Genomic DNA, 13,206 nt, shown 5'->3' on the forward strand with positions numbered 1-13,206 from the left:
AAAGAGGCACTTATTCAAAATGCGCCTCCTTTCCTTATAAAAAAGTACAAGTAATTCCTATGTTGTTTGGGTGTGATAATATTAGCTCTTTTAATTGCGTATATTGGGAGTTGTCAGACATGTAGTTTATAATTTTAATGTTCCAGCCAATTTCTTTTTGGCTTAATGCAAATATTAAGTCGCATGTGGATAATCGATGGATATTATCGTAGTCTTCTGAACCAGAATCAATAAATGCAGCAACAGAAACAATCTTACTTGGGTTAAGAGAAATTTTTCTGCTGGAAATCGACCAGTCGCCATTAATACTTTTCTCGCAGCTAGGAACGAACGTGGATAGGTATTTAATATACTGTTTTAGTTGCGTTCCTACATTAGGTTCTAAATCAAAGGATCTATCCTTTGATTCAATTGATAAAATTATAGAATTGGTATCATGGGGGTAAAGTTGTAATACATGATCAGGCCTTTTTCCATTAATTTCGCCACTAACTCGTGGTAGTGATACCCACCTATATTCACATTGATTAACAATAACAGAGAGACCGCTCCAATCACCTCCTGGAGGATTGCATAAACCTTCAAAACATTTATTAGAAGGTAAACTAGTAAATAATATGTGAATTGCAGAATCCACATCATCTTCGTGTACACTATTTGGAATAGGTGAAACAATATCTGAGAAAATAATTTCTTTAGCTGATAGCGCTGTGCACTGTTGTTTATATCTACGATTTGTTCTAAAAAGTGTTGCATTTCTTTCTTCATTTAATACTGGGACATCAAGTAACAGGTAATCACTTAACCCTAAAAAAACATTCCAAAAACCACTTACACGCGCAACTGCACCTGGATCATTTTTAATCTGTTTAACACGGGTAGAGGTCATTGGACCATAAATTAAAGTCAATATTTTGGCATGTTCTGATGTCAGCATTACTAAGAAAGGTAGTAGGCCGCGATCAGGTCGATTATCATCCCCTCTTGGTTTAAAACCTTTAATAAGACAAATTAGAAGATCGTGGTCGTCCTCTAAAATTGCCTGAGCGTCATTTTGACTAATGGGATAAAGTGAAACCAGCTCATTAACAAAGTTAGCCTTATTTTCTACTGATATAACCCCAAATGGTAAATCCCTGCATGATATACCATAAGCGTATTTTTTAACCACCTTAACAAATTCACGAAGGTTACTAGTCATAGATTTTTCTGCAATTTTCTTGCCGAATTGCCATTTCTTTTCTTTGGATAATTCTATAACAGTTGTCTCACCTTTATAAATACGTTGCCAGTCTTCAGGTTTAAAATAATATTGTCCATTGGTATGTATTGAGAAGTAGTTTACCATTTTTAGATTTTTATCAAGTAAAGATTTCTCATATTCAGTAGTATCATACCCTAGCATTAGATTTATTAAATAATCTGCTATATCGTCTTCTGAAAAAGTTGATTCATCAAAGTTTTTGAGTAAAGCATTGTTTTTGTCAAATTCTTCTGATTTAACAAAAGCTTGGGCTCCAAATACATTTTCTTGCTGTGTATTGTTTATATAACTGTAAGGTATAGCTGGATTCGGTGTCCTTATAGCTTTCCTTTTTCTTGTAGTGGTATCCAGTTCATATTTTACAAAATCAACAATGTATAGGTAAGGACAACCTGTTCTAATAGTTGAATATGCTCGTCCACTCCGTTGCCATGCTTGATTTCCTGCTTGTAAGGCACTACAAAATTCAATGGCACACAATATTTTTTCTTTTTGTTTATCGAAGTTAACTTGAGTTATAATGGCGTCTGGTGTTTCATCTAAAAAACTTCCTGCAGCTTTTAATGAATCAAAGATATTATTATTCCAGCGTCTACGGTTAGATTTATTAAAGCCTGGATGATAAATAAGCCTCCATTGAAATTTAGATTTATTGTAAATAAATCTAATATCCACCCGGATTGCTGCTTGCGAAATAAATTGTTTATTGATATCAATGATATTAAGCCTACGAGATATAAAATTAAAAATACGTTCGCATTCAACGATATTATCTCCATGAATTTTGAATGTTTGAAATGTCATTCTATCCCATCCATATTTTCCTTTTTTTACATTTTCAAAATTATTTTTTCATTTGTTTATCTGAATGAAAATCAGGCATGTTGCAGCTGTTAATATATTGCAGCAAGTTTCACGACTTACATACTTTTATTAAAATTTCAGTATTAACATTTTCGTTTTTGCCAAGCTTAGCCATTGAAGCTATACTAATACCTGATGCTCTCCTCAAATCTTTCTTTTTCATGTCTCTGTCTATAAGAAGTTTCCAAAGCTTTTTATAACTTATGGACATAATATCATCTCGCCTTAGTACATCGCCCTAATATAAAATAAAGTGTACCAGAAAATTAGTAGTGGTACAATTAAAATTTACGAATGCAAAATAAATATTGAGATAGCTATAATGTATGTTATAATTTACCTATGAACTAATATTTACAATAAAGGAAATCTATTAAGATATTTTCCATATGACTCCGAAAGATGTATCACTTGAAATAGAAGACTTTGAAAAATTTTATGAGGCAAGAAAAGCAATACTTACGGAAAAGATACGTGAATTGTTAGGATAATATCTTAGTTCCATGTGAATAAAAAAGTTGAACTGTGTACGAATTTTCAATATTTTGGGGAGATAAAAGAATATGTTTATGAAGTTATATTACATATTTGATGAAGTGCACTATTTTTATTTGCGAGAAAAAGAAGCAAGGAGCAAATTAGTAACCATTAATGTTGATGATACAGATCTAACAGGCATATTTGTTCAAAATAGAAATATAATGAGAAATATCATTGATGCGTGCAATGTGTGGATAGAAAATTGTGTATTATATCAGCATGATACTGATACTATGTCCAAGGCAAAAGACAGAGAATTTAAGATGGATTTTGATTTGCTGATAGACTTATATTTATATGGTTTTGCTTCTCAAAGTGTTTCCCTCTTAACATTATCTAAAAATCTTGGTTCTCAAGAGCTATATTATGGGTTGGCAGTAAATACTTATGATAATACACCTGCGGAAGTATTAAAGTATCACCCTATTATATTTTTTAATACAGCAATTACAGGAAATCAAAACGTATTAGTAGAAACACCATTAACTATAGAAGCAAATAATACTGAGTTTGGTATGGGTTTTTCCAAAGAGTATGGTGTGGAATTTTTGCTGTTTTTAGCAGCTATAAAGGGATTTCAAGACGACCTACTACGTGGTGACAAAAAATCATTAACAGTGATTAGCAAAGAATATTTTATTGATTTAGTAGAGAATTATACCAAACCTAAAATTGACGGAAGAGCTTTTTATGATAGCTTTGTTATGACAAAAGATAAAGTAAAAAATCAATTGAGAAAGAAAGAAAACATCATTTGGATGATTGGAACAAATAAATACCGCCATGAACTTAGACCTTTTTTAGGCTTAGAAGACGGAAATATTCTAATTTCATACTATCCTCTCAAGCCACGTGGAGTGCGCAGTGTTGATTACAAGAAAAGAGAAGTAAATGGCATGGTAATAAAAGTACCGAGAAAAGAAGTTGATACATACACAGGTGCTGAACTGAACAAACCTGGTATATATTTTCTATTCTGTAAGAGTGAAGAGATAGCTGCTATACAGGAATTCTCTGATAATGTTAATATGCTGACGGGCTGTAACTTCAGAACATATAATAAATATTGATAAAATGAAAGATCAATAAATGAATTATAGGTACTAAATTGAAATAAATCATTGTAGATATTTTGCATTGTATGTACATCTTGTAGAAATAATATTAAGACATACTGATAAATGTATGCGTCAGTAGTAACCTTTACATGCTTCGGAACATAATATATAGGGTAGAACTTATTAAGGGGAATTTGAATGAATCAAAGTGAAAAGAATAAACCGATATTTGATTATGTAGTAGTCGGAACAGGACCTGCGGGTGCAGTTATTGCTAAAAAACTTACAGACGATAATAGAACATCGGTACTCATTTTAGAAGCAGGGGATAACAATAGCAATGAAATTCCAATTAGGGATTCCCTATATGCCCCACCATTTATTTTAAGGAATAATTTTTCCTCACAATATTATTGGCCAGGGAAAGGTATTCCTCAAAAATATGTAAATTCTCGCTCTTTCCCATGGACAGGTGGGCGAACCCTAGGTGGCACTTCCTCGGTTAACAATGAACAGTATGTAAGACCTTCGCAAGCCAATATGAAACAGTGGGAGGACTTCCTTGGATCACTTTGGTCTCCAGAGCAAGAGACAGACCAGTTTTCAAAACTGGAGAACTATAACGGTATGACCAATAATTCGAATGCACGTGGATTCAATGGAAGATTGGATATTAGGCAGACACCTGTACACCCAACCAGTATGGTTGAAAAACTGGTTTTGGCTATGGAGAGGGCTACTGGTTTTCCAAGAATTCTGGACTATAATGATCCTTGCACTCCAATTGGGCCTTTTACAAGATGGCAACTCTATCAGATGCCTAATGGTATCCGAGAAAGTTCAGACACAGCATTTTTATCACCAGACATTGTAAACCGATATGGCCAAGGGGTGGGAGGAAGAAGGTTAATAGTATCTTTAAATTCAACGGCACAACGTATAATTTTCAATAATAAAAAATGTGCAATAGGCGTTGAATTCGTCAAAGAAGGAAAATGTGTTTGTGCCTATGCTCGTAAAAAAGTCATTATATCTGCGGGAATTAGAAGTCCCCAGCTACTAATGCTTTCCGGAATTGGACCATCAAAAACTTTAAACGAAGCTGGTGTTCCCGTTATCTGCCATAACCCCAATGTTGGCAGACATCTAACAACCCACGCTGTTAATATGGTAACTTTCACAACAAATCCACATGATAAAGCATTACCAGATAATGACCCATTTGCATTATATTCCAGCGGGGCCTTTTTACCAGATCCAACTCCTGGAGCAGATCAGAGCCGCCGTGGAGTGCAAGTTATTGGCTTAACTGGTAAAAATAATACATTAAATATTGCCTTTTATTTGACAGAGCCTAAAGCTAGGGGATCCTTAAAAATTCAAAACAATGATCCATTAAAGATGGTACTTGCAAATGAAGGATTTTTGAATCATCCAGATGATATTGCAGCCATAAAAAATGTTCTTAAAGTATATATTAAAAATATTGCAGCAGAACTCTCAAGAATTGATTCAAACTATCGGCTTATTTCACCCACACTTGAAACCATTGATGATGATCAAAAACTTGAGGCGTTTATAAAGGAAAACTTGGATGCAACACACCATGTACAGGGAACACTACGAATGGCACCCAATGCGGATAGTGGAGTTGTAGATGCTTCAGGACATGTTTTTGGGGTAAAGAATTTGATTGTTGCAGATGATTCCATTGCACCATTTGTTTCAGATGGTAATACCTCGGCTCCATCGTTCTTTATCGGTGCAAACATTGCGTATCAATTATTAAAATCTTCACAAGATATAAATTAAAAGGTATCTTTTAATTTATGGACTTTAGTCTGTTGAGCGTAGGCGAAACATAAGACCGGCTGTTACGTGGGTGGAGGTTAATAAAATTATGCAAAACTGCCATTGACCCGTTTCCACAAACGCAAACATTTAAAAGGATAAAGTTTACAGATTAAAAATGGCTCGGACATCAATTCAAGCTTTACGTTTCATGTGGAGACAGTAGTAAGGCTATATAAAAAATAAGAAAGAAGAGTAACATTATGGATGGAACCATACGTAAAAATATAAAAGTAGGAACAAAAGTTTTAGTTGTACAAAAACAAGACCAGCGTTCTGGAAAATTAACTGAAGGTGTAGTGCAAAAACTCCTTACAAAATCAGAGGTTCATCCTCGTGGCATCAAAGTCATGCTTGAGGGTGGAATTGTAGGAAGAGTTAAAGAAATAAAATAATATTTAGGTATAATAAACGGCATTCAATCTTTGATATGATACCTCTTAAGTAGACATGGCAAATAACCAAAATCTACTTGGGAGGTATTTTTATGTCCAAATCACCATATACTCCAGAATTTCGTGCGAAAGTTTCGCAGGAATATCTTAATGGAGTTGGTTCTTATGATTATATATCTGCTAAATATGAAATTGGAAAGAAAACATTACATCAATGGGTTGCTAAATACAGGATTTACGGAATTGCAGCATTTGTTCATAAATCAGGGAACACTTCCTATTCATCTGATTTTAAAATCCTGTGTGTGGAAGCTGTCTTGTCAGGTGAAGGAAGTGTCGATGATATAGTTGCTAAATACAACATTTCTTCAAGAGAAGTGCTTAGGAACTGGGTTAAGCGTTATAATGTCAATAGAGAACTTGAAGAAAAGGACATGGTAGTTAAATTATTAAAAAAAGTGAAAGAATTCGAAAGGATGTGAGGCTTGGAAAACTGCGTTACGAATCAAAATATTTAGCTATGAGACATTTCCATGAAACAAAAAAATGGAGTATAGAATGGATGTGCGGGCAGCTTGGAATTTCCAGAGCTGCTTATTATAAATGGTTACATCGCGAAATCCCGGAACAGGAACTGGAAAATATTAAGTTGGCAGAACTTATCAAAGAATACGATGAGCGTTTTAGTCATATTTTAGGCTATCGTAGAATGACTTCATGGATTAATCACTTTAATCGTACCAACTAGGTATTCATTCCGTAATCAGGAAGAAAAAGCAAAAATATAAACGTTCTACTCCTGAAACAACAACGGGAAATAAGCTAAGTAGAGATTTTTATACAACTGCTCCAAATCAAAAGTGGTCTACAGATGTAACTGAATTTAAGATTCCGGGCGGAAAAAAAACTGTATTTAAGTGCAATCCTCGATTTGTACGATAGATATCCTGTTTCATATGTGGTTAGCTGTCGAAACGATAATAAGCTAGTATTTAAAACATTCGATAAAGCAATATCTTCTAATCGGATGCAAAACCAGTCTTTCATAGTGACAGATGGTTCCAATATACAAGTAAAGTTTTTCAGAAGAAACTTAGAAATCAGGAAAGTGAAGAACGTCCTCAGGATAGATACCATTGCAAGACACCGCTGGAAGTAAGAAGAGAAACATTGTCCTTAGAGAAACCAGAGAAATATCCTATTCTTGAAAACAAACGAATTGAGAAATATAAAGAAAAATGGTGTGCATAGAAAAACGACCACACAAAATTATGCGCGGTCGTTCATCAGCACCTCGTTTTAGATATTTGCCATGTCTACTTGACAGGTGGCACATATCAACTCTCTTTCCCATATGTAGACACTTTCCTTCCTATATTTTATTATATACTTTAAGTAAATCTACTATTTTGTGTCTACACTTTTATACTATCATTAGATGAACATGATACATCATACTTAGCTGCGTCTGAAAGGATTTCCAATTTTTCTTTTATATCCACCAAAATCACCTTTACTACTAGTATAACAAACGTGTGTTCCTCTTAAAACAAATATTTGAAATTTTTTAGAACACAAAAAAAGCCTATCAAAAGGATAGGCTACTAGTGTAGACATTGTGCAATTAGGGTGTAATATTTTTTAAGCTATGATTATTTAGCTAAATGCAAAATATCTATAAATTTATCTTTATCTAGATGAATATAATGACCTACTGTAGAGGTATTATTATTTGTAGCTCTTAGAGCCATTTCTTCAAAATGTTCATCACCAATATTTAGTTCACTAAGAGTTGTTTTTAGGTTAAGAGATAAGAAGAACTCTTTTAATTTCTTAGAAAGAATTAAGGCCATCTCTTTTTCCGTGTAATTGTGATAATCAATTCCATATAATCTGTTAGCTAGCTGAGCTAATTTTTTTGGCTTATTTAATGCCATATAATGGGTCCAAGCAACTAGGACTACTGCCATTCCTTCACCATGAGTTATACCATATTGTGCACTTAATTCATGTTCTATTCTATGAGATCCCCAGTCACTTATTCTTCCTGTATCTAAAAGATTATTATGAGCTATAGATGCTAACCATTGAACTTCAGCACGAGCATTATAATCTTCTGGATTAATCATAAGTCGATCAGCATTAAGCATTAATGCTTTAACTGCACCTTCAATTAAATAGTCAGTAGTATCAACATTATCTATATCTGTAAAGTAACGCTCTAATAGATGAGAAAGTATATCTGCTAGTCCACAAGATGTTTGATAAGGTGGAAGTCCCATTGTAAATTTAGGGTTCATTACTGCAAATTTAGGAATTATTAAATCATTTTCAACTCCAACCTTTAAAATCCCGTTAGATATAATTGAGCAATTTGATGTTTCAGATCCACTTGAAGGTAATGTGGTAATTACTCCTATTGGAAGAGCTTCTTTTATGTCACTTTTCCCTTCAAAGAAATCCCATACATCTCCATCATAAGGAATTCCAATAGCTGTAGCCTTAGCAGTATCTATTGAACTTCCACCACCTACAGCTAGAATAAAATCTACTGACTTTGATTTGCCTAGGGAAACTAAATCCCTAACTAGCTCTATCTTAGGGTTAGGCACAACATTGCCTTCCTCATAAAAAGATATATTTAACTTCTTACAAGCTGAATGAACAGTATCCCATATTCCAAGATCTTTAATAAAAGATCCACTATAAACTAAGAGTAAGGATTTAACATTATATTCTATGAAAAGTGCCTCTATTGATTTTTCAGCACCATCACCAAAAATAACTCTTGCAGGATTATTGTATTGAAAATTTATCATAATAAGCCTCCTATAATTATAGTAAGCTATGTAAATGGAGCTTATTTATTAAACGTAGTCTAATTTAATGTTTAGGGATGAACACTTATCTTCCCAATCATAATTTAACCTTTTATCAGTAACTATCACATCTATATTGCTTAAATCAGCAAAGATAGAATTTGTTGATTCTGAAAACTTAGTGTGGTCTACTACTAAAAAGTTTTTTCTAGATTGCTTAAGCATGCATGCTCTAACCATACCTTCATTGACATTATTGTCAACAAGTCCATAATTTATATCTACAGAAGGACAGCTTATAAAACTTTTATCTGCCACAAAATATTGTAGGGCCTCAGTAGTTCTATAACCAACAAAAGAACTATTTCTTGTAACCAAGATTCCTCCTAGACATACAACTTTAACGTTTGAAGTAGCTTCATTGCATAGGTTACAAATTTTTAATGAATTAGTTACTATAGTAACATTGATATTAGCTAAGATTAATTCTTGAGCCAATGTCAAACATGTACTGCTAGAGTCTAGCAGTAATAAATCATTTTCTTCTATATAAGTGCTAATAATATGTTTTGACATCATTGTCTTTTCTTTTACGAAATAGATTTGTCTAAGTTGTAATGGAACTCCTTTTGTACATTTCTCAGGGAGATATGCACCACCATGAATCCTGACTAATTTATGGTCTTGTTCCATTTCCTTTAAATCACGTCTAATTGTTTCTTCACTACAGCATAATTGCTGACTTAATTCAGATATTAAAACACTACCATTAGAATTAAGCCCTTCCTGTATCTTACTTTGCCTATCAATTTTCAACATTTCAGGGTCTCCTTAATAACTAAAATTAATTGTTAAACGAATAAACACATTATATAACATAAACAAAATAAAGACAATATGAATGGCGTAATAAAATAACATAAACCACAAAATACAAAAACATATATCAAAAAACCACAGAAATATGTTTACTTTTGGAGGAATATATTGTACACTGTTGATATGATATAAAGAAAGGAGGCAAGAAAATGGAAGAAGACAAGATTGTGCTAAAAGCCGCAAAAAAACTTTATAACCAGAAATTAGTAGCAGGAACTAGTGGAAACATAAGTATGAGAAAGATAGGAAGTATTGATAACAGTTTTTTTATAACACCAAGCAGTCTTCCTTACGACACAATGGTTGAAGGAGATATAGTTGAAATTGATGGCAATGGAGTAACTAAAAACCTAAGTCAAAAACCATCATCAGAATGGAAAATGCATTTGGCTATATATAAAAAATATCCTAATATCAATGCAATTGTTCATACACATTCACCTTTTGCAACTAGCTTTGCTGTAACTAGACAGGATATCCCCCTTATTTTAATAGAGATGAAACCGTTTTTAGGAGGAGATATCAAAGTAGCGCCTTTTAAACCTGCAGGATCCACAGAATTAGGAGATGTGATACTTCCTTATTTAGAAGATAGAAATTCTTGTTTATTAGCAAACCACGGTACTATAAGCTGTGGAAAAAATATGGACGAGGCATATACTGCAAGTGAATATGTTGAGGATGCTGCAAAGATATATTATTATGCTAAGACATCAGGAACTCCTATTATACTTGAGTAAATTTTAATAATTAATTGTTAAACGGGTAAATGATTTTGTTGATTAATAATTTTCCGTAAAATAAGTTCGAAAACAACATTTATAAAATACACATACTGTTAGTAATGATAACGTTTACGTTGCTTTAAATTATAAGTTTTAAGCAAAATTTGACTCCAAGCTGACGATGTGAATAAATAAATTTATTTAAAGGGGAGATTAACAATATGGAACAAAACTCAAATAAAAAAGGAAATTTTATAGGTATTCTACCATTGATAGTTTTTTTAGTGCTTTATATGAGCACGGGAATTTTTACAGGTAGCTTTGACAATATGCCTCTTATGATAGGAATTATGATAGCATCTGGCATTGCATTAGCACTAAAAAAGCCAGGAGAAACAAGACCAACTACTTTTGATGAGAAAGTATCAATGTATTGTAAAGGTGGCGGAGAAGAAACATTGATTTTAATGGTATTAATTTTCTTACTTGCAGGAGCTTTTTATGGTATAGCTAATGAGATGCATGCAGTAGAATCTGCTACTAATCTAGGGCTTTCAATATTACCTTCTAGATTAATACTACCAGGATTATTTTTAATAGGATGTATATTAAGTTTTTCAATGGGAACTTCAATGGGAACTGTAGCAGCATTAATGCCAATAGCTGTAGATATTGCTAATAAAACTGGATTTAATATAGCTTTAGTTAGCGGAGTTGTTGTAGGTGGTGCAATGTTTGGAGACAACCTATCATTTATTTCAGATACTACAATAGCAGCTACTCGTACACAAGAAGTATCTATGAAGGCAAAGTTTAAAGCCAATATACTTATGGTATTACCAGCAGTAATTATAAACTGCATATTACTATCTATGCAAACATCATCTACCCCTATAACTCAAGCAGTATACGATTATAATATTGTAAATCTTATTCCTTATGCTGTAGTTATAGTACTATCACTAATAGGATTAAATGTCATAAAAGTTATGACAATTGGTGTTGCTTCAGGAATTATAATAGGAATCATACATGGAGACTTTACATTGGTATCTTCCCTAGGTATTATACACACAGGCATGACTTGGATGGAAGATATGTCACTTATAGCTATATTGGTAGGTGGTATGGTAGCGTTAATGAACTATCTAGGTGGAATAGATTGGCTTCTTGAAAAGTTAACTAGAAAAACAAAGACAGCAAGAGGTGGAGAATTAAGTATAGCTGCTTTAGTAAGCTTACTAGATATAGCTACTACAAATAATACAATTTCAATAATTGCAGCAGGTCCTATTGCTAAGGAAATATCAGATAAATTTGGAATTGCTAGAGAAAGAGTTGCAAGTATTCTTGACTTATTTTCATCAGCATTTAATGGATTGCTTCCATATGCTGGACAATTGTTGGTGGCAGGAGGTATTGCAAAAATCTCCCCTATGTCAATAATGCCTTATGTATGGTACTGCATACTTATGCTTATATTTGGTACTATATTTATACTTATTGGATGGCCTAAATTTAAGAAAAAAGATATAGCAAAAGTAGAAGCTAATTTACAGTAAGAAAGAATTTATGATTTGATAGGGGGAAAATAAAGTGGATAAATATTGTAAGCATTTTTTAATGGATATAGAAGAAGCAAAAATTTATTCTAAAGATGTAGTAAAATATTTCGCTCCTGATGAGAAGTTGGAAGCTAAAGAGATTGGAGACGGAAACATAAACTATGTGTTTAAAATATGGAATCCTGAAACAGGGAAATCCCTAATTATAAAGCAGGCAGATACTCTTTTAAGATCTTCGGGAAGACCTTTAGATATTAGACATAGCAGAATTGAAGCAGAAATTTTAAAGATACAAGGGCAACTGGCACCAACTTATATACCTAAGGTTTATCACTATGATGAAACTATGTGTGCAATTTCTATGGAAGATATATCAGAATATAAAAACTTAAGAAAAGAACTTATGAATGGAAAGACTTTTAATCATTTAGCAGAAGAACTATCTACGTTTTTAGCAGATACTCTTCTTCCAACAACAGATTTAGTAGTAGACAGAGCAGAAAAGAAGGACAGAGTTACAGAGTTTACAAACAAAGAGCTTTGTGACATTAGTGAAGACTTAGTTTTTACAGAGCCTTATTACAACTATAAAAATAGAAATATAATCATAGATGAGAATAAGGAATTTGTTGAAGAGCATTTATACAACAATGAAAAATTAAAAGCTCAAGTTGGAATATTGAGAAATAACTTTATGAATTATGCACAGTCACTTATTCATGGAGATCTTCATTCGGGTTCAATTTTTGCTAATGAAAAGGGAATTAAGGTAATAGACCCTGAATTCGCATTCTATGGGCCTATGGGATATGATATAGGAAATGTTATAGGAAATCTATTCTTTTCGTGGGCTAATAAATTTTATACTGACAATGAAAATAAAGAGTTTTTAAATTGGATAGAAGAAACTATAGGAAATACTGTTGATCTTCTTATAAATAAGATTTCAAAAAAATATGATTCAGTAGTTACTTTCAATTTATACAATAAGTATTTCAAAGAAAATTATCTTAAGGAAATATTAGCTGATTCTATGGGATATGCAGGAACCGAAATGATAAGAAGAGTAGTAGGAGATTCTAAGGTTATTGAAATAACCAGTGTTAAAGATATAAATCAAAGAGTTCCTTTAGAAAGAGCTTTAATCAAGATGGGTATTGCTTTAATAACTGATAGATATAAGATTGCAATGGGAAGAGATTTAACTGAGAGATTTAAGTTAATATTAGCATAATAGTGATATATG

At 32.7% G+C, this 13,206-nt stretch carries 12 protein-coding genes; 8 read left to right on the forward strand and 4 right to left on the reverse strand.

What is annotated here, in order from left to right:
- Positions 1-34 precede the first annotated feature (34 nt).
- Entirely contained in the window at positions 35-2,068 is a 2,034-nt protein-coding gene (locus CLLI_RS01245; RefSeq protein WP_106062445.1) for a hypothetical protein, read from the reverse strand.
- A gap of 109 nt (positions 2,069-2,177) precedes the next feature.
- Positions 2,178-2,339, reverse strand: a complete 162-nt coding sequence (locus CLLI_RS01250; RefSeq protein WP_106062446.1) for a helix-turn-helix domain-containing protein — start codon at positions 2,337-2,339, stop codon at positions 2,178-2,180.
- Positions 2,340-2,691: 352 nt separating this feature from the next.
- Between CLLI_RS01250 and CLLI_RS01255 the strand changes: the two genes are divergently transcribed.
- From CLLI_RS01255 to CLLI_RS01275, 5 genes are all read left to right on the forward strand, one after another.
- Positions 2,692-3,738 carry a hypothetical protein gene (locus CLLI_RS01255; protein ID WP_106062447.1) on the forward strand — a complete coding sequence of 349 codons (1,047 nt, stop codon included), beginning with the start codon at positions 2,692-2,694 and terminating at the stop codon, positions 3,736-3,738.
- Positions 3,739-3,924: 186 nt separating this feature from the next.
- Positions 3,925-5,538 carry a GMC family oxidoreductase gene (locus CLLI_RS01260; protein ID WP_106062448.1) on the forward strand — a complete coding sequence of 538 codons (1,614 nt, stop codon included), beginning with the start codon at positions 3,925-3,927 and terminating at the stop codon, positions 5,536-5,538.
- A 242-nt stretch (positions 5,539-5,780) separates the two neighbouring features.
- On the forward strand, positions 5,781-5,972 hold the full coding sequence (locus CLLI_RS01265) for a YwbE family protein (protein ID WP_106062449.1): 192 nt from the start codon (positions 5,781-5,783) through the stop codon (positions 5,970-5,972).
- Positions 5,973-6,064: 92 nt separating this feature from the next.
- Positions 6,065-6,454 carry a transposase gene (locus CLLI_RS01270; RefSeq protein WP_242975486.1) on the forward strand — a complete coding sequence of 130 codons (390 nt, stop codon included), beginning with the start codon at positions 6,065-6,067 and terminating at the stop codon, positions 6,452-6,454.
- A gap of 80 nt (positions 6,455-6,534) precedes the next feature.
- Positions 6,535-6,720, forward strand: a complete 186-nt coding sequence (locus tag CLLI_RS01275; protein ID WP_106062450.1) for a hypothetical protein — start codon at positions 6,535-6,537, stop codon at positions 6,718-6,720.
- Positions 6,721-7,624: 904 nt separating this feature from the next.
- Here the strand turns inward: CLLI_RS01275 and CLLI_RS01280 are convergent.
- Complete coding sequence (locus CLLI_RS01280; RefSeq protein WP_106062451.1) at positions 7,625-8,791, reverse strand: iron-containing alcohol dehydrogenase; 1,167 nt, start codon at positions 8,789-8,791, stop codon at positions 7,625-7,627.
- 48 nt (positions 8,792-8,839) lie between these two features.
- The gene (locus tag CLLI_RS01285; RefSeq protein ID WP_106062452.1) at positions 8,840-9,610 is read right to left on the reverse strand and encodes a DeoR/GlpR family DNA-binding transcription regulator; all 771 of its coding nucleotides are present in this window, start codon (positions 9,608-9,610) and stop codon (positions 8,840-8,842) included.
- A 209-nt stretch (positions 9,611-9,819) separates the two neighbouring features.
- On the opposite strand from CLLI_RS01285, the gene CLLI_RS01290 reads away from it, so the two are divergent.
- The 3 genes from CLLI_RS01290 to mtnK all read left to right on the forward strand — a co-directional run bounded on the left by CLLI_RS01290 (position 9,820) and on the right by mtnK (position 13,194).
- Positions 9,820-10,410, forward strand: coding sequence for a class II aldolase/adducin family protein (locus CLLI_RS01290; RefSeq protein ID WP_106062453.1), 591 nt, complete (start codon positions 9,820-9,822; stop codon positions 10,408-10,410).
- Between the two features lie 206 nt (positions 10,411-10,616).
- The gene (locus tag CLLI_RS01295) at positions 10,617-11,957 is read left to right on the forward strand and encodes a Na+/H+ antiporter NhaC family protein (protein WP_106062454.1); all 1,341 of its coding nucleotides are present in this window, start codon (positions 10,617-10,619) and stop codon (positions 11,955-11,957) included.
- 34 nt (positions 11,958-11,991) lie between these two features.
- Complete coding sequence (gene mtnK, locus CLLI_RS01300; RefSeq protein WP_106062455.1) at positions 11,992-13,194, forward strand: S-methyl-5-thioribose kinase; 1,203 nt, start codon at positions 11,992-11,994, stop codon at positions 13,192-13,194.
- The last annotated feature ends 12 nt before the right edge of the window (positions 13,195-13,206 follow it).

The sequence above is a fragment of the Clostridium liquoris genome, assembly GCF_002995785.1.
GTDB lineage: Bacteria > Bacillota > Clostridia > Clostridiales > Clostridiaceae > Clostridium_AO > Clostridium_AO liquoris.